Below are 20,252 nucleotides of genomic sequence, written 5' to 3' on the forward strand. Positions count from 1 at the left end.
CCGCATCCGACCATGATTCGCTGGTCGTTGCGGCGAAGGTGAAAGCCGCGTCCGAGCGAGGCGGCCAGGCCGCTCGCCAGCTGGGTGTAGCCGGCCTCGAGCCCAACCGAGGCGCCGACGCCGCTCGACCAGATCGTCTGCAGGGCCACGATCACGCTGCCGCGGAACGACATCCGCCCGCCATAAAGCGCATTGGCCTCGATCGGGTCGATTTCGCGGGCCGGCCGGACCCGCAGCAGCAGGAGAAACGCGATTCCCAGCAACAGCCCGCCAAGCCCTGGAACCACGATTGCACGCAACGGATCGATGCTCGACTGGCTCGACAGCCGCGCACCCCACGGCAAATTGAACAGCACGGCATGCAGCACCGTGACCATCCCGCTCATGGTCGCCACCACGAGCCCGCCGATCGCTCCGATCAGCACGGCCAGCACCACGAGGCTCGTTTCGTGCGCGCGCACGAATGCGCGGAGCCGGCGAGGGGCCTCGAAATAGCTGGACGTCAGGGTCGTCATCGGCAGGGTCCGTCAGTGACCGACAAAGGGCCTCCTGCTCCCTTTAGCGGGCCTGACGGGCCGTATGCAATCGGGGCAGGAACATGGCGAGCGCAGGGCGGATAAGCCGCTCATTGCTCTTCACAATCCCGTCACGCTGCCTGTAGTATGTGAGTGCATGCTGCTTCGCAGCTAATGGGAGTCAGGAGCGTTATTTGAACGCACATGTCTCGCAAGGCGGATGGCCGGTCCTGGTGCTGAATGCGGACTTCCGGCCGCTGAGTTACTACCCGCTGTCGCTCTGGTCCTGGCAGGACGCGATCAAGGCGGTGTTCCTCGATCGTGTCAACATCGTCGAATACTACGATAGGGCGGTACGAAGTCCTTCCTTCGAAATCCAGCTGCCGAGCGTCGTATCCCTCAAATCCTTCGTCAAGCCGACCACCCACCCCGCCTTCACCCGGTTCAACGTCTTCCTTCGCGATCGCTTCGCCTGCCAATACTGCCTCTCGGGCGACGACCTGACCTTCGATCACATCATTCCGCGCAGCAAGGGTGGCCAGACCACCTGGGAGAACGTCGTCGCCGCCTGCTCACCCTGCAATCTGCGCAAGGGCAACCTGACACCGCAGCAGGCCAAGATGTTCCCGAAGCAGACGCCCTACGCGCCGACGGTGCACCAGCTCCACCGCAACGGCAGGCTGTTCCCGCCGAACTATCTGCACGAAAGCTGGCTCGACTATCTCTACTGGGATACTGAGCTCGATCCGTAGGCCTGGATCGCGGCATACGGCGCCTCACGCGCCATCCCTCCCTCACATTCCTGCCTCCCGATGACCGCGCCTTCGCCGGCTATTGCGCGGCGGTCGCGTATCCGGCTAACGTTTTGACGGGGGTTCATTGGAGGCGGCGATCGTGCATCCGCGCCTGGTTGTCCTGTCAGACCTGTGCCGCGACGTCACAATGCCGGTCCTGGTCGTGCTGATGGCCGCATCGTCTGGCCTGACAGGCATTCCCGACAACCTCAGGCTAACGCCCGCAACACACGACTCGCCGCCGTCGCCGACCCAGGCCGAGTTTACCGTCCACGCAGACTCAACGACGCACGCCAGTGCCGATTCGCCGATCGCTGACCAGACGACCGCAAGCCAGCCCGCGGCATCGGTTCAGGCGTTGGCGACGCCCGAGACTGAAACAGCCCCGCCGGCTGCATCGATGCCTGAGCCGGAGGCTGTGCCATCGTCAATTCCTGCGCCGGCGAACATTAGCGACAGTCAGACCTCGGATGCGGCCGCAGTCGATGAGGCCGCGGTCGAGGTCGTTGATGAGTGCCTGGTGCTGGAGATTTGCGTCGATCGATATCTGTGGACGCTCTACCAGCGAGCTCCCAAGGAAGACACCATAAGCAGCGAAACGACCCAACAGGTCACGATCAAGCGAAAGGGCAAGCTGGTCACGAAGACAAAGACGATCACGACGCGGATCGACGAAGATTTTGCGTGGAAGGATGCGAAAGCTGCCGACAAGGCCGGCATGACGACCGAGACCTATGTCATCGGCGGCATGGACGCTGACTTCAAATTGAAGCTGTTCTACATGCTTCATGCGGCCGAGAAAGCGGGCCTGTCGCCCGGCATCACCAGCGGCTTCCGCGATGACTATCGCCAATCGATTGCAAGCGGGCTGAAAGCTGCCAACAACCGCTCCTATCACGGTGGCAGCCTACGCGGAGGCTATGGTCACGGGCTTGCGGCCGACATCGTCAGCATCGAGGGCGCAACCCGAGCGGAGCGGCTCGCTTCGACCCACGTTCTCTGGAAATGGCTTGACGCACACGGCAGCGAGTTCGGCATCGGACGCCCTTACCTTGATAGAGATCCTCCTCACGTCGGTCCGATCGACGGAGAAGAATACGCCAAGCACCGCCTTGGAATACGGCCGCCGCGACTTGAAGCCGAAGAGAAACAAACCCCGCCCGCAAAACGCAAGGTCGCGAAGCACGCCAGAACAGCGAAGCTATGAATACGACGACGGAAGAGTGACGACATGCGAAATGAATTGTGGGGTTGGAGAGCCGCGGATCTCGCCCGTGCCATTGCGAGCGGCGTGATTTCGAGCCGCGAGGCGGTGCAGGCAAGCCTCGATCGCATCGCAACCGTCAACCCGGCCCTGAACGCGATCGTCCAGGTGCTCGCCGATGAAGCTCTTTCGGCTGCGGATACCGCCGATGCTGCGCGCAAGGCCGGCGCTGTGCTCGGTCCGCTGCATGGCGTCCCGGTCACGGTGAAGGTCAACGTCGACCAGCGCGGCTGCGCCACCACCAACGGTGTGGTCGAATTCCGCAACGTCATCGCCAGCGACGACAGTCCGGTTGTCGCGAACTTGCGCAAGGCAGGCGCCGTCATCGTCGGGCGAACCAACACACCGGCGTTCTCCCATCGGTGGTTCACCGACAACGACCTGCATGGCGCGACCTACAATCCCTGGAGCAAGCGGCTCACGCCGGGCGGATCGAGCGGCGGCGCCGCCTCTTCCGTCGCATCCGGCATGGGTGCGATCGCCCACGGCAACGATTTCGGCGGCTCGATCCGCTATCCCGCCTATGCCTGCGGCGTCGCAGGCCTGCGCCCGACACCGGGCCGGATTCCGAGTTTCAATCCATCAGCCACGGCCGATCGCCCGATCACGGCGCAGATGATGTCGGTGCAGGGCCCGCTCGCGCGCTCCGTCGCCGACCTGCGGATCGCACTGGCGGCGATGGCGCAGCCGGACGCACGGGACGGCGGCTGGATCCCGGCGCCGCTCGAGGGGCCGGCCTTGAGCCGCCCGATCGGGGTTGCGATCGCGCCATCGCCGTTCGGCGACGAAGCGGCCGAAGTCAGCGCCGCTGTGAAGCAGGCGGGGCGCTGGCTCGCAGATGCCGGCTTTGCCGTGGAAGAGATTGCCCCGCCACGGCNATATCTGGCATCGGCTCGTCATCAACGAGGAACGGCGCTCGCTCGCGCCCCTGATCCGTCGCTACGGCGACGACAGGAGCCGCTACAATCTGGATTGCCACCTGGCCTATGCCCCGGAGCTCGACGGCGACCAGGTGCTGGCCTGCTTCGAACAGCGGCTCGCCATCCTGCGGGCCTGGCAGCTGTTTCAGGAACGCTATCCGATCATCATCCTGCCGGTATCGGCGCAACTGCCGTTCCGCTTCGGACAGGACCAGGAAGACGCCGCGGTGGTGCGGGCGTTGATCGACGCCCAGCGGCCGCTGCTCGCAGTCCCGGCGCTGGGTTTCCCCTCGGTCGTGGTGCCGACCGGGACTGCCGGTGACGGTCCGGTGGGCGTGCAGGTGATCGCGGGCCGCTTCCGCGAGGATATCTGTCTCGCAGCAGCCGAGGTGATCGAGGCACGCGCGCCACGCCTGACGCCGATCGACCCGAGGGGATGAGCGCATCTCGCTGAGGCGATCATCTTCCTGCTGCGAGACTTTCACCGGCGCGTTGACTTTCGGATCGACGCAAGCGGTTCGTATCGGCGGCGCGCGCCGAACGGCGTCGCAGCNCCAGCCGATCACGACGCCGCTGATCGATATGATCGTGCCGACCAGCGACAGCAGCCAGACCACGATGTCGCGCGACGGGACATAACGCAGCAGCAGCGGGAAATCGAAACTGTGCAGCGCGTTGAAGAGCCAGCGATAGGTGCGGCGTCCGTCGTCACTGCGATCGAGGACCTCGGCGGTGATGGGAGAAATGTGCAGCCAGGTGTGGACCGGATCGTCGAAGCCGACCCGCAGCACCGGAAACTCGCGCTCGTGATGCAGCGTGTACCAGTAAGCATCGGGCTCGTCGATCTGCCGGGAGAACATCATCGCTGCGTCGGGGACGGCGTGGCGCGCGGCGTCGATGATCTCTTCGTGTGACAGACTAATCGGCGCACCCGTCGCTGGGTCGACCAGACTTCGGCGGCCGCTATTGTCGTCCAGCACCATCAATTGGCGTCCGCCGATCCAGACGAAGCGCGCCTCGGCTGCCGGCGTTGGCGGCGTCGATTGGAACGCGGCAACGATGTCAGGCGCGTCGTGACCGCTATACCGAACCGCGATATCCCTCGTCATACCGCGACCCGAGAACGCGTCGCCTGGGTTGAGCGACAGCCAGCCGCTGAACATCCAGGTGAACACGAAGATGCCGCCGATCAGGCCGGCGATGTGATGCCAGGCCATCCAGCCGCGATAGGGCGATACGGCGCCGTGCGCATAACGGCGCGACAGCCGCAGCCGGAGAACGCCGATCCAGAAGCCTGTGACCGCAACCACGAGGCAGATGCCTGAGATCCACAGCACGACCTGCCGCCACAGCGGACCGTCCTTGCGCAGCACGGTCGGATAGATCCAGTGTGGGATCGAACCGAGCCAGTTCCAGATCCGCTCTTGCCGCGTCGTATCGAGCGCGATCTCGCCGCTACGGGATGAGACGTAGAGCTCCGTGCCGCCACGATCGCCGAGCGCGATCAAATAGAGCGGCCGCAAGGGATCGAAGCGCGCCGTGACAGACCATTGATCGCGCGTCACGATCTCGAGCAGATGCGGCTGCACCGCATCAGGGTGATGGGCGGCGATCGCCAGGGCCTGCTCCGGCGTGATGCCGTCAATGATGCTGCCGTCGACTGCGGAAATGGTAACGGCCCTGCCCTTCCACGGAGTCACCCGATAGACAGGGACATCATTCATCATCGAGAGGCGCAGGTCGCGCGGATAATGCTCCACGCCGGCGACCGCCATCGCGCGATCCGGCGTGATCTGCACCTTGTTCCAGGAAATGAAGGGGAGCGCGGCAAGGCGCTCCGCGTCGGTCAGCCGCGGAAAGGCCACGTACATCATGACGAGGCCGGACATGAACCACATCGCAAACAGCAGGCATGTCGCAATGCCGATCCAGCGATGGGCGATGTAGAGCCATCGCCGTCCTCGCCGGATCAGCGCGCTGCGCATGATCAGAACTTCACGTTGAGGGACAGTTCCGCGGTGCGCGGCATGCCCAGGAGCCACTGCCCGGTGCCGTTCGAGGTCACCGCGTAAACCTTGTCGAACAGATTGTAGACCCGGAGCGCGACCGTGGTGCGGTCATCCGGCTTCCAACTGACACCGCCATTGACCAGGTTGTAGCCCGGCCGCACCTGGGTGTTGGCAAGATCGGAATACATCTGGCCGACTATCTGCACGCCGCCATAGGCCGACCAATTGGGCGCGAAGCCCCAGGTCAGCCAGATGTTGGAGACCTGCTGCGGAACGTTGACGGGGACGTTGCCGTCATAGCTGACGATCTTCCCGCCGACCACTTGGCTGTTGTTGTCGTACCTGGCGCGCAGCACCGCAAGATTGGCGTCGATGCGCCAGCCGTCGTTCAGCGCGAGCCCGACCGATCCCTCGACTCCGCGGGATGATTGCTGACCGATCTGCAGTGCCAGGCCGCCTGTGGGATTGCTGGGATCAGGAATGGTCAGGCCGGTCTTGACGATCTCATAGGCCGCCAGCGTCCACTCGCCGCGACCGTTCCAGAACGATTGCTTGACCCCGATCTCGGTCTGCTTGCCGGTGGCGAGCTGGAAGGTCTTCTGCGTGGTCGACAGCGAAATGAGATTGGTGACCGGATCGACGCCAACGGCATATTGGCCGTAGAACGCGAGATTCTTGATCGGCTCATAGACGAGGCCGGCGCGCCAGCTGGTGCCCGACAGCGCGACGTCGAAACTGTTCGACGGCACCCTGTAATCGGTGCGATCGACCTCGGGCCGGTCGTACCTGACGCCGGTGACGAGCGACAGTTGATCGGTCAGCGACAGCCGGTCCTCGGCAAACAGCGCGTATTGATTGACGATTGCATTGAAGCCGGGCGAGGTCGGAGACGTGGTTGCAAAGAACGATCCTGGGTCAAAAACGTAAGGGTTGACCGACGATGCACCGTTGTAAGGTGAGTTGTTGGTGTGGGTGAAATCGATGTGGTTGACGTCGAAGCCCGTGACGAACTGGTTCGCAAGGCCAAAGATGTGACCGCTGAAGGTCGTATCCATCCGGTTGCCGAGCTGCTTCTGGTCGTGGAAGATTTCGATGTAGCTGGAGCGATTGATCAGCTGGGTCGCCGGATTCCAGGTGTAGTTTTCGATGTCGCGCCAGTGCCGCTCGCTGGTCAGGTAGTAGAGCGTGTTGTTGACCTTGATGCCGTCGGCGGCATCCCACTCGGTCTTGAACTGGGTCCAGCCGTCCTGATAGCGGATCGTGCTGTCCGATGCGTTGTAGCTCTTGAAGCGCAGAGCGTCGACGATTCCGCCGTTGATCACCGGCGTACCGAAATAACGCGACGGGCTACGGTCGCCATAGTCCTCGGAGAGTGTGAAGGCGAGATTCTCTGATGCCTGCACCCGCACCGCGGCGGAGACCGCCACGTTCGATGTCTTGTCGCGATCGACCCAGCCGTCCGACATGTTGCCGGTGGCATTGATGCGGTAGGACACATTGGGATTGATCGGACCGGTGCTGTCCACCGAGAGCCGGCGCGTCATGTTGCTGTCCAGCGAGACTTCGGCCTCGTTATAGGGCGTGTTGAGCGGCTTCTTCGGGATCACATTGATGACCCCGCCGATCGCGCCTTCGCCGTACAGCACCGAGGCCGGTCCGCGCAGCACCTCGATGCGCTGCGTCGACCAGGTGTCGTATGGAAACGTCAGGGTTCCGGAGCCGATATAAAAGCGCGTGCCGTCATACAGCGTCATCACCGAATTGCTGCCGGCGAAGCCGCGCGTACTGAACGACAGGCCGCCATTGCCCGGCGCGGGCGTTGCGGTGAAGCCCGCCGCATTCTGCGTGACGGCATCGAGCACATTATGCTGGCCGCGCTCGGCAATAGTTTCGGACGAGATGGTCTCGACGCTCGCCGGTGTCTGCAAAGGCGTCAGATTGAGGCGGCTGCCCGTTCCTTCCGACTGGGTGGCGTTGAGGGTCGGCGAAGCCGAAGCGGACGACACAGCGGGCTGGGGCGTACCGTGCGCTCCCGCGTTTGCTGCCGGGCTCGGCCGAGACCGCGCAGATGCGGTCCTGCTGCTTCGCGCGGCACGTTTCGGTTTGATCGTGTCGGGAGGCGAGACCTGGATGGGATCCAACCTGGTTGACGGAGCGGTCTGCCCCCAGGCTTCAACCGGCAGCAACAGCGGTGATACTGAACAAACGAGGCCAAGGCGCCATCCGAGCGCTATGGGGAAAGACGAGGACATGAAAGGACTCGCGGTTAACGTGGCACGTCACCGCGAACGCGGACACCGCATGCCGCAAGGCAATGCGCCGACCCCCACCAGGACGCCCCCGCCCGATGTGCTCGCGTGTGACCACGACTGACGGCAGGTCTCCTGGCTCACGGGTTATCGCCTGTCGACGCCTTCCCGGGCCGCTTGGCCCAGTGGCAAATTGACGAAAGGCTCGCCGTTTACAGTTGCGGGGACAGCTGCGGCCTTGAGCTCGCGCCCGCACCGCATTCCCTTTTGATCTCCCGAAGGAGAACCGTCGCGATCAAGATAGTTTCATTTGGAAATAACTGTCAATAACGCGCCCGCCGACGCGACAAACCAGAGTGCTCGCGTAGTGGCGCGCGCATGTTGTTCAGCGCCGGACCGTGAACTCGCTCGAATTTCGCCGCGACTCCCACTTGGCCTGCTCAAGCTCCGGCCTGTCACACTCTGTTTCAGGATACCCGATGCAGAGATAGCCGATGAACTTCCAGGCCTCCGGCACATCAAGAATGTCGTGGATGCGAATCGGATTGAGGATCGACACCCAGCCGAGCCCAATGCCTTCGGCGCGCGCGGCAAGCCACATCGAGCAGATGGCAGCCACCACGGAATATTCTGTCGTTTCGGGCATCGTCGCACGCCCGAGGCCGGAGCCGATGGTGCTCGTCTTTTCCGCGAACACAGCCAGATGGCCGGGTGCATCCTCCAGGCCGGAAAGTTTCAGGGCCGCGTACAGCGCCGCGCGCTCACCCGAATAGGACTGCAAGGCATCGGCATTGCAGGCCCTGAAGTCCTCAATGACAGCAAGGCGCCTCGCTTTGTCCTCGACGATGACGAACCTCCATGGCTGGCTCAGTCCGACCGACGGCGACAGGCAGGCCGTGTCGATCAATCGCTCCAGCGTGCCGTCCGGCAGCGGATCCCTTCGAAAGCGCCGCACGTCGCGGCGCCACACGAATAATTCGTGCAGTTGCCGGCGAAACGTATCGTCGAAGGAGATCATCAGCGTCGTCGTCCCATCTTCATTTGAGCTTCATCGGCAAGCCCGCCACGACGAATTCAACTTCGTCGGCGACGCCGGCAATCGTCTGATTCATGAGACCGGCGGCGTCGCGAAAGAGACGTGCCAACGCATTGTCGGGCACGATGCCAAGGCCGACCTCGTTGGTGACCAGGACGACCGGGCTATGCTGGCGCGGCAACACATCGGCAAGACGCGTAACCTCCTGCGACCAGTCGCGCTCCGCATGGAGAAGATTTGACAGCCAGAGCGTAAGGCAATCGACGAGCCGTGCGCCGCCACCGTCAGTTTCAGTGAGCATCTCGACAAGATCGAGCGGCACCTCCCGCTCGATCCAGTCGCGGCCGCGCCGCGCCCGGTGCCGCGCGATGCGCTCGTCCATTTCCGCATCGAGCGCTTCCGCCGTCGCGATATAGACGGGCTGCGCGGGAAAAGAGCGCGCGCGGACTTCGGCGCGCCGGCTCTTTCCCGATCGGGCCCCGCCCGTTATCAAAATGACGGCCATCATGATCTCCTGTCGCCAGCAGTAACCACCAAACGCGGTGAAAGACAAAGCCGAATTCGGTCGCGCAGGGCTTGCGCTCGCTCAATGTCTTGCGCATCAGGGGAGATCGAGGCGGGAGAGTGTGCGTGAGTTTTGCGGGAGCGATGGCGGTGGCAATGGCGGTGGACGCCCTGATCGGCTGGCCGGTGTGGCTGTTCGCGCGCATCGGTCATCCCGTGACCTGGCTCGGCCGGCTGATCAATGCCGTCGATACCGCGTGGAACCGGACGTCTGCCCCGCCTGCGCTGCGTCGCGCGGCCGGCATTGCGGCTGCGATCCTGGTGATAGCGCTGGCAGCGGCGCTCGCCTGGACCATTCAAATCGCACTCCCCGCAGGCTGGACCCGCATCGTCCTGGTCGGAATTCTGGCCTGGCCGCTGGTTGCGTTGCGCTCGCTCCATGACCATGTCGCCGCGGTCGCTAATCCGCTGGCGTCCGGCGATCTCGCCGGCGCGCGCGCTGCGGTTTCACTCATCGTCGGACGCGATCCCGCCACGCTCGATGACGCCGGCATTGCGCGCGCGACGATCGAGAGCCTTGCCGAGAATTCCTCCGACGGCATCGTGGCACCGGTGTTCTGGGGCGCGTTGTTCGGGCTGCCCGGCATCGCCGGCTACAAGGCAATCAATACACTGGACTCCATGATCGGCCATCGCACCGAGCGGCACGAGGCTTTCGGCTGGGCCGCCGCGCGCATCGATGATCTCGCCAATCTGATCCCGGCGCGCCTCACCGGTCTGCTTTTCGTGCTGCTTGCGCCCAAGCCTTCGCAGGCATGGTCGTGCATGCTGCGCGATGCGAGGAGCCATCGCTCGCCGAACGCCGGCTGGCCGGAAGCCGCCATGGCCGGCGCGATCGGCGTGCGGCTGAGCGGTCCGCGCATCTACCACGGCAGCACGGCGAATGAGCCTTGGCTGAACGAGGGCGCGCGCGATCCTGCCGCCACGGATATTCGCCGCGGATTGAAACTCTATCGTCGCGCCATGATGCTGTTGGCTGGGGTGCTTGCGCTCCTGGCCTTCGCGTGAAGGAGCCACAAATGCGTGAGCATGGTGGAAATCTCGACGTCGCCCAGCGGACGTTTGGCGGCCAGCCGAACGACTGGATCGACCTGTCGACGGGAATCAACCGGCTGCCCTATCCCTCAGTCGACGTGGAGCCGCGACTGTGGAGCGCGTTGCCGTCGCGATCAGACATCGAATCGCTGCATGAGGCGGCACAGCGCGCTTATGCCACCGATGCGCCGATCGTGGCGCTGGGCGGCGCGCAGGGGGCGATTCAGTTACTACCGCATCTGTCATCGCGTGGCCGGGCGCGCATCCTTGCGCCGACCTACAATGAGTACGCCGCGATTCTCTCGGCCTCCGGCTGGGACGTCACGGAGGTTTCCGATCTCCAAGCACTCGCTGGCGCCGATCTCGCCGTGGTCGTCAATCCCAACAATCCCGATGGGAGACGCCACGATCGCGGCGAGTTGCTCGCGCTTCTGCCGCGCCTCGGCCGACTCGTGATCGACGAGAGTTTCGCCGACGCCGCCCCGGACCTGTCGCTTGCTTCAGAGGCTGGCCGGGAGGGATTGTTGATCCTGCGTTCGTTCGGAAAATTCTACGGCCTGGCCGGCCTGCGGCTCGGCTTTGCGATCGGCTGCGAGCGAGACATCACCGCGCTTGCCGCGCAGACCGGTCCATGGCCGGTGTCAGGCGCCGCGATTGCGATCGGGCGCCGCGCCTTGCGCGATGATGCCTGGAAAGCCGCGACGTCAACGCGTCTGGCGAGCGATTGCCTCAGGCTCGATGCAGCGGTGCGATCGCAGGGCTGGACGCTGGTCGGCGGCACGGCCTTATTCCGGCTCTATGAAACCGGTGACGCTCTCGCCGCGCAGGAGAAGCTGGCGCGTCGTCAGATCTGGTCGCGCGTCTTCCAGCAACGGCCGGGATGGCTGCGCCTCGGCCTGCCCGGAAGCGAAACAGAATGGTCCCGCCTTGCCGCGGTGTTGTCGCGCTGAAAATCCTAGCGCGCCAGCGCAAGCAATCCGTCGACATCGAGATACGCTTCGATGTAATCGGCGAGCGCATCGAGCGCGCCATCGACCTTGGCGCCGTACGCCTGGTCTGAGGCAGGAATGTCCAGTTGCGCAAGGAAGGCCTTGCGAAATTCGTCCGACGCGAACAGGCCGTGCAGATAGCTGCCGTGGATCCGTCCATCGACCGACACAGCGCCTTCCGGCGCGCCGTCGACCGATGCGAATGGCCGGGCTCGATCCGGGCCGTCGGTCTGCCCGATGTGAATCTCGTAGGCGCTGATCGATTGATCGCTGGCGGCATGAACGGCGGCGACGCGGGTCAGCGTCTTCTGCTCGGTCATGACCGTCGTGACATCAAGAAGTCCGAGGCCGCGCGTATCGCCGGCGGGACCTTCGATCCCATCAGGATCGGCGACGCTCTGCCCGAGCATCTGGTATCCGCCGCACAGGCCCAGCACGTGGCCGCCGCGGCGATGATGCGCCAGCAGATCGATGTCCCAACCCTGCGCACGCAGAAAGGCAAGATCGCCGCGGGTGGATTTCGAGCCGGGCACGATAACGAGTCTGGCATCGCCCGGGATTGCCTCGCCGGGACGCACCATCACGAGATCGACACCGGGCTCGAGCTTCAAGGGATCGAGATCGTCGAAATTGGCGATGCGCGACAACGCAAGAAAAGCGATCTTGCACTGGCTGGGCTTACGCGCATCGCCGAGCCCGAGCGCATCCTCGGCCGGTAGTTCGCCGGCGCGGACGAACCAGGGCAGCACGCCGAACCCACGCCACGAGGTACGCGCTTCGATCAGCCGGTAGCCGTCGTCAAACAGCGTCGGATCGCCACGGAACTTGTTGATGATGAAGCCGCGGATCATCGCGGCGTCGTCGGGATCGATCACCGTCTTGATGCCGACCAGCTGCGCGATCACGCCGCCGCGGTCGATATCGCCGACCAGCACGACCGGAACGCCGGCCCTGCGGGCAAAGCCCATATTGGCGATGTCGGCCTTGCGCAGATTGACTTCGGCGGGGCTGCCGGCGCCCTCGACCAGCACCAGATCGGCGCGCTCCTTCAGCCGCGCGAAACTCTCCAGCACCGCGCCCATCAGCGACGGCTTCATCACCGCGTATTCACGGGCGCGAGCGGTCGCGACACGCTTGCCCTGCACGATGATCTGCGCGCCGACATCGGTCTCCGGCTTCAGCAGCACCGGGTTCATGTCGGTGTGCGGCTCGACGCCGGCGGCAAGCGCCTGCAGTGCCTGCGCGCGTCCGATCTCGCCGCCGTCGACGGTCACTGCCGCGTTGTTCGACATGTTCTGCGGCTTGAAGGGCTGCGCGCGCAGCCCGCGTCGCTTGGCTGCGCGCGCGAGGCCCGCGACGATCAGCGACTTGCCGACGTCCGAGCCCGCTCCCTGGATCATCAATGCGCGTGCCATCGCGTCTGCTTGCCTGGCTATACCGTCAAAATTCGACGCCCGGCTGCGCCTTGATGCCGGAGCGGAATGGATGCTTCACCAGCGTCATCTCGGTGACGAGGTCGGCGATCTCGATCAGCTCCTCCCTGGCGTTGCGCCCGGTGAGCACGACATGGGTCATCGGAGGCTTCGACGTCTTCAGGAATTCGATGACGTCGGCGATCGCCAGATAGTCGTAGCGAAGCGCGATGTTGATCTCGTCGAGCACGACCATGCGCAAGGTGGGATCCGAGATCAGCTGCTTGGCCTTTTCCCAGCCGGCCTGCGCTGCAGCGATGTCGCGGCTACGATCCTGGGTTTCCCAGGTGAAGCCCTCGCCCATCGCGTGGAATTGGCAGAGATCGCCGAAATGCCCGGTCAACAGACGGCGCTCGCCGGTATCCCAGGCGCCCTTGATGAACTGCACCACCGCGCAGGGAAAGCCATGGGCCACACAGCGGACGATCATGCCGAAGGCCGAGGATGATTTTCCCTTGCCCGCGCCCGTATGAACGATGATCAATCCCTTCTCACCGCTCTTGGTCGCCATGATCTTGTCACGTGCGGCCTTCTTCTTGGCCATCTTGGTGGCATGGCGCTCGTCCAGCGCAGCCTCGGAGCCACCAGCTTCGTTCTCGGTGGCGTCTGGTTCGGACATCATCCGGCGTTCCTTCGGCTTGACAAGTTCTGGGCTTGGACGAATGGTGGGCCCACGTTGGTTCCTGTCCTACGACAGGCGAAGAGGGAATGCGATAGGGCTCAAGTCGGCCCGAAGCGCAGCCGCCCCCGCGACCGTGACCGGAGAGATGCCCAAAGCCACTGATTCCCAACGGAATCGGGAAGGCGGGGATCGAAGGGCAAAGCCCTGCTCCGCAAGCCGGGAGACCTGCCAACGCAGACGTTGAGACCAGCGGACGGGGTGTTCCGCGACGGGGAACGAACCTTCGATCGAACGGTTCGTCTGCCTCATCGCCTCCCGCTGTCAATTCAGGAAGGGCGATGAGCGTTACACTTCATGTCTGTATCACCTGCCGCGCCGGCCAGACGCTGGACGAAGGTGAGGTAAGGCCCGGCGCGCGGCTGCATGCCGCGATTCTCGATGCCGGTGTGCCTGATGGCGTCAATCTGGTTCCCGTCGAATGCCTGTCGGCGTGCAACCAGGGTTGCTCGGTCGCGCTCAGCGCGCCGGGGCGATGGTCTTATGTCTACGGCCGCTTGTCCGAAGCCAATGCGAAGGATGTGATTGCCGGTGCGTCCGCCTATGCGGCGGCGCCTGATGGCATCGTGCCGTGGCGCAGCCGCCCGGAGATCTTTCGCAAGCAATCGCTCGCCCGTATTCCCCCCATCGCCGTCGTGCCAGAGGCCGCAGAATGAACACGCTCACCAAGGTGCCTGTCACCGTCGTCACCGGCTTTCTCGGATCGGGCAAGACGACGCTGATCCAGCACCTGATCAGGAATGCCAACGGCAAGAAGCTCGCGGTGCTGGTGAACGAGTTCGGCAGCGAGGGCGTCGACGGGGAGATCCTGAAGTCCTGCGCCCACGACAATTGCCCGAGCGAGAACATCGTCGAGCTCGCCAATGGCTGCATCTGCTGCACCGTCGCCGACGATTTCATCCCGGCGATGGAGCAGTTGCTCGCGCGCCGCGTGAAGCCCGACCACATCGTGATCGAGACATCGGGGCTCGCTTTGCCGAAGCCGCTATTGAAGGCGTTCGACTGGCCGGAGATCCGCTCGCGCATCACGGTCGACGGCGTGATCGCGCTTGCCGATGCGGAAGCCGTTGCCGCCGGCCGCTTTGCGCCGGATCCCGCCGCCGTCGACGCGCAGCGGGCGGCAGACGACAGCCTCGACCACGAGACGCCGCTGTCGGAAGTGTTCGAGGACCAGATCGCTTGCGCGGACATCGTGCTGTTGACCAAAGCCGATCTGGCCGGCTCCGAAGGGATTGAGGCCGCCAAAGTGGTGATCGCGGCCGAGATGCCGCGAGAGGTGCCGATGTTGCCTGTCGTGGATGGCGCGATCGATGCTCGCGTCATCCTGGGCCTCGAGGCCGCCGCCGAAGACGACCTCGCGGCGCGTCCGTCTCACCACGACGGCGAGAACGAGCACGAACACAATGATTTCAATTCCGTGGTGATCGACCTCCCGGAAATCGCCGACGTCGATACGCTCATCGCATCGATCAAGGGACTGGCGCGCGAGCAGAACGTGCTGCGCGCGAAGGGCTATATCGCGATCGAAGGCAAGCCGATGCGCCTGCTGGTGCAATCGGTCGGCGAGCGGGTGAGGCACCAGTTCGACATGCCCTGGGGCGTGCGGCCGCGGCAGTCCAAGCTGGTCGTGATCGGCGAGCACGGCGATATCGATGAGGCCGCCATCCGGGCGCGACTTGGTGTCTGATGCACGTCGTCTTCCGCGAGAGCCGCGGTCTTGAGGAGACCGCGACACCAAGGGATCTCGGCCAGGACCCGGCCGACCTCGTGGTGCTCTCGTTTTCGGACAGCGATCTTGCAGCGTTTGCATTCGGCTGGCGGCGCGGCCGCGGATCGCTGCCGTCGCTGCGGCTCGCCAATCTGGCGGAGCTGCGCCATCCGCTGTCGGTCGACACCTATATCGAACGGACGTTGTCGCAGGCGCGCGGCATCCTCGTGCGCCTGATCGGCGGCGAACCCTATTGGTCCTATGGGCTGGCCGCGCTGCACCGCCTGGCGAAAGAGCGCAACATCGCATTTGCGGTGTTGCCGGCAGACGGCCGCGATGACCTGCGGCTCGATGAATTCTCAACCCTGCCGGTTTCCACACTGCGCAGGCTCAAGGTGCTCTGCGACAAGGGCGGTCCGGTCGCGGCGCAGGCCGTGATCGCACAGCTGGCGCTGGCGTCGGGTCTCTATGCCGGACCTGTCGCCGGCGAGATCGATCTTCCAGAGATTGGTTTCTACGATCCCGGACTCGGCGTCATCGCGACGCCGCCGATGCCTGGCAATCGCCCGCGGGCGCTGGTGACGTTCTATCGCGCCTATCTCGCGGCAGGTGACATGGTGCCGGTCGACGCGCTGATCGGCGCGTTGCGACAGGAGGGCTTCGATGCTTACGGCGTATTCATCACCTCACTAAAGGCAACCGGCGTCGCCGACTGGATGCGCGCTCAGTTCGCGCAATGTGCGCCCGCCGCCATCGTCAATGCGACCGCCTTCTCTGCGATCGGCGACGACGGCACGACGCCGTTCGATTCCGTATCGTGCCCGGTCTTCCAGGTCGCCTTGTCGACCGCACAGCGCGACGATTGGGCGGAATCGCTTCGCGGTCTTTCACCCGGCGATCTGGCGATGCACGTGGTATTGCCGGAGGTCGACGGCCGCTTGTTTGCAGGCGTCGTGAGTTTCAAGTCGCCCGGTGAGCGCGATCCAGATCTGCAATTTGCGCACCTGGCGCACCGGCCTGACGAGGAACGCGTCGCGGCGGTCGCTGCGCGCGTGGCGGCGTGGCACCGGCTTGCGACCAAGCCGACGCACGCGAAGCGGCTCGCGATCGTGCTCTCGAACTATCCTGGCCGTCCCCACCAGATCGCGCATGCCGTCGGGCTCGATGCCCTCGCTTCGGTCGACGCGCTACTGACTGATCTCGCGACGGCCGGCTTCGACGTCGCGATCATGGACTCGCTCGGCGACACTCCGTTGCGGCAGAAATTGACCTGGAGCGTCGCCGACTATCGCACGGCGCTGTCCGCCCTTCCCAATCAGCTTCAGGACGACCTTGCGCGCGCCTGGGGCACGCCGGAGGATGATCCCGATTGCCGCGGCGGCGCATTTCATTTCGCCGCGATCCAGTGCGGCAGGTCCGTGGTCGCCGTTCAGCCGGAGCGCGGTGACATCGGCCATCGCGACGCCGACTATCACGATCTCTCCCGCACGCCCCGCCACGCCTATGTCGCGTTCTACCTCTGGCTCAGGCAGCAGAGTATCGACGCCGTCGTGCACATGGGCGCGCATGGCACCCTCGAATGGCTGCCCGGCAAATCGGTCGCGCTGTCGTCCTCCTGCTGGCCGGAAGCATTGATCGGCGATCTGCCGGTGATCTATCCCTTCATCGTCAATGACCCCGGCGAAGCCGCGCAGGCCAAGCGCCGGATCGGCGCCGTCACGATCGGCCATCTGCCTCCGCCGCTGGCTAACGCCGCACTGCCGGAGAGCCTGCGCCGTCTCGAACAATTGCTTGACGAATATTCCACCGCCGACGGCCTCGATCCCGCGCGGCGCCAGCGCCTGATTGCGGCGATCCGGGATGAAGCCCGTATCGCGGGGCTGGAAGAGGATCTGGGTCTCGCCGGATCGGTCTCGGCTGCCGAGGCCATTCCGCAGATCGACCGCTTCGTCTGCGATCTCAAGGAAAGCCAGTTCGGCGACGGCCTGCATGTATTCGGCCAGGGCGCCTGTGGCGAGGCGGAGATGCAGGCGCTGCGCGCTGCCCTCTCCGGTCAGCGTGTCGCGCCCGGTCCGTCAGGTTCGCCCTATCGCGGTCGCCGCGACGTGCTGCCGACCGGACGCAATCTGTTCGCGGTCGATCCGCGCGCCGTGCCAACGCCATCTGCGCATGCGCAAGGCGTCAAGCTTGCCGAGGAGCTGCTGCGCCGTCACCTGCAGGACCACGGCGACTGGCCGAAAGGGCTCGTCATCGATCTCTGGGGATCATCGACGATGCGCACCGCCGGCGAGGATTTCGCGATGGCCCTACATCTCGCGGGCGTCGCGCCGCGCTGGGATCACGCGTCGGGCCGCGTGACCGGTTATGACATCATCGCGCCGGCAGAGCTCGGCCGCCCGCGCATCGATGTCACGCTCCGCGTGTCGGGACTGTTCCGCGACGTATTTTCCGGCCTGGCCCAGTTGTTCGAAGCCGCGGCCGAGGCGCTGTCCGAACGCGACGAAGAAGGTGACGAAAATCCCTACACGCAGCGCGTAGCGCGCGTGTTCGGACCCCGTCCCGGACAATATGGCGTCGGCGCCGGCGCGACGCCGGATGTCTTCACGCCGGAGTCGCGCGACGCGGCCGGCGAAGCCTGGCTGTCGGCATCGTCATGGGCCTTTGCATCCGACGGCGAGATGCGGTCCGACCGCGCCGGCATCGAGGCAAGGCTTGGTTCGGCCGATGCCTTCGTCCACACCCAGGACCTGCCGGAGACCGACCTGCTGCTGGCGGCGGACTATGCCGCGCATGAGGCCGGCATCGCTGCGGCGGCTGCGCGCCTTGGCGCGAGCGCGCCATCGCTCTATCACCTCGACGCGACGCGGCCGGACCAGCCGCATGCCCGCCTGCTGACCGAGGAGATTTCGCGCGTGGTGCGTGCACGCGCCGCCAATCCGGCGTGGATCGCGGGCATGATGCGTCACGGCTTCCGCGGCGCGGCAGAGATCACCGCGACGCTCGAACACATGGCGGCCTTCGCCCATCTCGCTGGCGCGGTGCCGCCGCATCTGTTCGATCTCTACTATGATGCGACCTTGGGCAACAACGAGGTTCGCGCGTTCATGGAGCGTGAGAACCCGGCGGCGCTGGCGGCGATGGAAACGTGCTTCACCCGCTTGCATGAGGCATCGCTGTGGAAGACGCGGCGCAATTCGATCGCGGCCGCGCTGCGGGAGGCTTCATGAGCACAGTTGCGGTCAGGGGCTGGTGTCCCGGCGCGCTGCGGCCGATGCAGTCGGGCGACGGGCTTGTGGTGCGGATCCGCCCGCGTGGCGGGCGGCTGGACGCTGCGCAGGCGGCCGGAATAGCCGAACTGGCTGGGCGGCATGGCAACGGGCTGATCGATCTGACCAGTCGCGCCAACCTTCAGATTCGCGGCGTCAGCGATGACAGCCACCTGCCTTTGATCGATGGGCTCGCGCGTCTTGGATTGCTCGATCCGGATTCCGAGAGCGAAGCGCGGCGCAACATTCTGGTGACGCCGTTCTGGTCCGCGGGTGACGATACGCCGTCTCTTGCGTCCGAGCTAGAGCTCGGTTTGACCAGCGCTCCGCTCAATCTTCCGACCAAGTTTGGTTTCGCCATCGACGATGGTCATGAGCGGGTACTGGCCGGGGCGTCAGCGGACGTCCGGATCGAGCGCGACTCGGCTGGCGAGCTGCTGGTGCGCGCCGATGGTGCCGACCGCGGCCGTTCCGTCACGCGGAGCGAGGCCGTGCCCGTCGCGCTCGCGCTGGCCGAATGGTTCATCGCCTCCGGCGGTGCCAAGGGCGACAGGCGGCGGATGGCACGGCATATCGCGGCCGGCGCGCGCCTGCCCGACGCGCTTCGCGGCGATGCCGAGCCGGCGCCGCGCGCGGCCGAACCGCTTCCCGGTCTTTATCCGCAAGGCGCGATGGTTGGCGTCGCGTTCGGCCAGGTGCCGCATCAGACACTCAGCCGTCTCGCCACCGCCGCACAAGCGCTTCGCCTGACGCCGTGGCGGATGCTGCTGGCGGAAGGAATGGGCGAGATGCCGCAAGATACGGACCTCATTACGCGGGCCGACGATCCGGCGCTTCGGGCGATCGCCTGCAGCGGCGCACCGCGTTGCCGTAAGGCCCACGCCGATACGCGCGCCTTGGCGTCTGTGCTCGCGCCGCATATACCGGCCGGCGCCCGGCTCCATGTCTCCGGCTGCGCCAAGGGCTGCGCGCATTCCGGTCCAGCCACGATTACACTTGTTGCAACAAACGATGGCTTTGATCTTGTCCGAAACGGCTCGACGCGAGATGCACCTGTGATGCGCGGACTGAGCGGCGCGAGCATTGTCGCGGATCCTTCCGCATTGGCGGGAGACCGCTGATGCCGCATACCTATGAGACCGACGGCGCCGCGATCTATCGGCAATCTTTTGCCACCATCCGGTCCGAGGCGGACCTCGCCCGCTTCACGCCGGACGAGGAGCCGGTCGTCGTACGCATGATCCATGCCGCCGGCATGGTGGGACTCGAAGCCGACATCCGCTTCACGCCCGGCATGGCCATCGCCGCACGTGCCGCCTTGCAGAACGGCGCGCCGATCCTGTGCGACGCGCGCATGGTGTCGGAGGGAATTACGCGCGCGCGCCTGCCGGCCGGTAACGCCGTGATCTGCACGCTTTGCGACCCTGCCGTTCCCGCGCTCGCGCAATCGATGCGCAACACGCGCTCCGCGGCGGCGCTCGAGCTCTGGCGGCCGCACCTGGCCGGCGCGATCGTTGCGATCGGCAATGCGCCGACCGCCCTGTTTCATCTTCTCAACATGCTGGAGCAGCCGGATTGCCCAAGGCCGGCGGCAATCATCGGCTGCCCGGTCGGCTTCGTCGGCGCCGCCGAATCCAAGGCAGCGTTGATGGCTGATCCGCCAGCGCCGGCGTTGACGGTCGAGGGACGTCTCGGCGGTTCGGCGATCACGGTTGCCGCCGTCAATGCACTGGCGAGCCGGAGCGAATAGCG

General features: G+C 65.2%; 17 protein-coding genes, 1 pseudogene and 2 riboswitches. Of the genes and pseudogenes, 11 read left to right on the plus strand and 7 right to left on the minus strand.

Annotated elements, in window-relative coordinates:
* On the minus strand, window positions 1-515 hold a 515-nt coding region (locus AS156_RS44750; RefSeq protein ID WP_347336642.1), incomplete at its 3' end, for a chloride channel protein.
* Window positions 516-709: 194 nt separating this feature from the next.
* Between AS156_RS44750 and AS156_RS22235 the strand changes: the two genes are divergently transcribed.
* The 4 genes from AS156_RS22235 to AS156_RS44755 all read left to right on the plus strand — a co-directional run bounded on the left by AS156_RS22235 (window position 710) and on the right by AS156_RS44755 (window position 3,933).
* The gene (locus AS156_RS22235; protein WP_066508708.1) at window positions 710-1,267 is read left to right on the plus strand and encodes an HNH endonuclease; all 558 of its coding nucleotides are present in this window, start codon (window positions 710-712) and stop codon (window positions 1,265-1,267) included.
* Window positions 1,268-1,409: 142 nt separating this feature from the next.
* Complete coding sequence (locus tag AS156_RS41055) at window positions 1,410-2,516, plus strand: D-alanyl-D-alanine carboxypeptidase family protein (RefSeq protein ID WP_245313006.1); 1,107 nt, start codon at window positions 1,410-1,412, stop codon at window positions 2,514-2,516.
* 24 nt (window positions 2,517-2,540) lie between these two features.
* Window positions 2,541-3,450 (plus strand): amidase (locus AS156_RS41060; RefSeq protein ID WP_245313007.1); only part of this gene is annotated, 910 nt, incomplete at its 3' end.
* Between the two features lie 135 nt (window positions 3,451-3,585).
* Window positions 3,586-3,933, plus strand: a complete 348-nt coding sequence (locus AS156_RS44755; protein WP_245313008.1) for an amidase family protein — start codon at window positions 3,586-3,588, stop codon at window positions 3,931-3,933.
* Window positions 3,934-4,047: 114 nt separating this feature from the next.
* On the opposite strand, the pseudogene AS156_RS22250 reads toward AS156_RS44755, so the two are convergent.
* From AS156_RS22250 to cobU, 4 genes and pseudogenes are all read right to left on the minus strand, one after another.
* A pseudogene (locus AS156_RS22250) lies at window positions 4,048-5,478 on the minus strand (PepSY domain-containing protein); the annotation flags it as partial.
* A 2-nt stretch (window positions 5,479-5,480) separates the two neighbouring features.
* Entirely contained in the window at window positions 5,481-7,508 is a 2,028-nt protein-coding gene (locus AS156_RS22255) for a TonB-dependent receptor (RefSeq protein ID WP_430641808.1), read from the minus strand.
* Window positions 7,509-7,859: 351 nt separating this feature from the next.
* Window positions 7,860-8,057, minus strand: a riboswitch (cobalamin riboswitch).
* 79 nt (window positions 8,058-8,136) lie between these two features.
* The gene (bluB, locus tag AS156_RS22260) at window positions 8,137-8,769 is read right to left on the minus strand and encodes a 5,6-dimethylbenzimidazole synthase (protein ID WP_066508719.1); all 633 of its coding nucleotides are present in this window, start codon (window positions 8,767-8,769) and stop codon (window positions 8,137-8,139) included.
* Window positions 8,770-8,788: 19 nt separating this feature from the next.
* The gene (cobU, locus tag AS156_RS22265; protein ID WP_066508721.1) at window positions 8,789-9,292 is read right to left on the minus strand and encodes a bifunctional adenosylcobinamide kinase/adenosylcobinamide-phosphate guanylyltransferase; all 504 of its coding nucleotides are present in this window, start codon (window positions 9,290-9,292) and stop codon (window positions 8,789-8,791) included.
* Between the two features lie 125 nt (window positions 9,293-9,417).
* Between cobU and cbiB the strand changes: the two genes are divergently transcribed.
* A complete protein-coding gene (gene cbiB / locus AS156_RS22270) occupies window positions 9,418-10,359 on the plus strand; it encodes an adenosylcobinamide-phosphate synthase CbiB (RefSeq protein ID WP_066508723.1) in 942 nt (313 codons plus the stop codon).
* 11 nt (window positions 10,360-10,370) lie between these two features.
* Window positions 10,371-11,336 carry a threonine-phosphate decarboxylase CobD gene (gene cobD, locus AS156_RS22275; RefSeq protein WP_066508727.1) on the plus strand — a complete coding sequence of 322 codons (966 nt, stop codon included), beginning with the start codon at window positions 10,371-10,373 and terminating at the stop codon, window positions 11,334-11,336.
* A 5-nt stretch (window positions 11,337-11,341) separates the two neighbouring features.
* Here the strand turns inward: cobD and AS156_RS22280 are convergent, their stop codons facing one another.
* Both AS156_RS22280 and cobO read right to left on the minus strand, forming a co-directional pair.
* The gene (locus tag AS156_RS22280; protein ID WP_066508728.1) at window positions 11,342-12,790 is read right to left on the minus strand and encodes a cobyric acid synthase; all 1,449 of its coding nucleotides are present in this window, start codon (window positions 12,788-12,790) and stop codon (window positions 11,342-11,344) included.
* Between the two features lie 25 nt (window positions 12,791-12,815).
* Entirely contained in the window at window positions 12,816-13,469 is a 654-nt protein-coding gene (gene cobO, locus AS156_RS22285) for a cob(I)yrinic acid a,c-diamide adenosyltransferase (RefSeq protein WP_066508730.1), read from the minus strand.
* Between the two features lie 38 nt (window positions 13,470-13,507).
* Window positions 13,508-13,716: riboswitch (cobalamin riboswitch) on the plus strand.
* A 91-nt stretch (window positions 13,717-13,807) separates the two neighbouring features.
* Between cobO and AS156_RS22290 the strand changes: the two genes are divergently transcribed.
* The 5 genes from AS156_RS22290 to AS156_RS22310 are packed head-to-tail and all read left to right on the plus strand — an operon-like array spanning window position 13,808 to window position 20,250.
* A complete protein-coding gene (locus AS156_RS22290) occupies window positions 13,808-14,182 on the plus strand; it encodes a DUF1636 family protein (protein ID WP_066508732.1) in 375 nt (124 codons plus the stop codon).
* The gene (gene cobW, locus AS156_RS22295; protein ID WP_066508734.1) at window positions 14,179-15,213 is read left to right on the plus strand and encodes a cobalamin biosynthesis protein CobW; all 1,035 of its coding nucleotides are present in this window, start codon (window positions 14,179-14,181) and stop codon (window positions 15,211-15,213) included. Before AS156_RS22290 ends, cobW begins: the two co-directional genes overlap by 4 nt.
* The gene (gene cobN, locus AS156_RS22300; RefSeq protein WP_066508736.1) at window positions 15,213-18,461 is read left to right on the plus strand and encodes a cobaltochelatase subunit CobN; all 3,249 of its coding nucleotides are present in this window, start codon (window positions 15,213-15,215) and stop codon (window positions 18,459-18,461) included. The genes cobW and cobN overlap by 1 nt, the downstream gene beginning before the upstream one ends.
* The gene (gene cobG, locus AS156_RS22305) at window positions 18,458-19,621 is read left to right on the plus strand and encodes a precorrin-3B synthase (RefSeq protein WP_066508787.1); all 1,164 of its coding nucleotides are present in this window, start codon (window positions 18,458-18,460) and stop codon (window positions 19,619-19,621) included. The genes cobN and cobG overlap by 4 nt, the downstream gene beginning before the upstream one ends.
* Complete coding sequence (locus AS156_RS22310) at window positions 19,621-20,250, plus strand: precorrin-8X methylmutase (protein WP_066508738.1); 630 nt, start codon at window positions 19,621-19,623, stop codon at window positions 20,248-20,250. The genes cobG and AS156_RS22310 overlap by 1 nt, the downstream gene beginning before the upstream one ends.
* The last annotated feature ends 2 nt before the right edge of the window (window positions 20,251-20,252 follow it).

Origin of the sequence: Bradyrhizobium macuxiense (assembly GCF_001542415.1) — a bacterium.
Classification (GTDB): Bacteria; Pseudomonadota; Alphaproteobacteria; order Rhizobiales; family Xanthobacteraceae; genus Bradyrhizobium; species Bradyrhizobium macuxiense.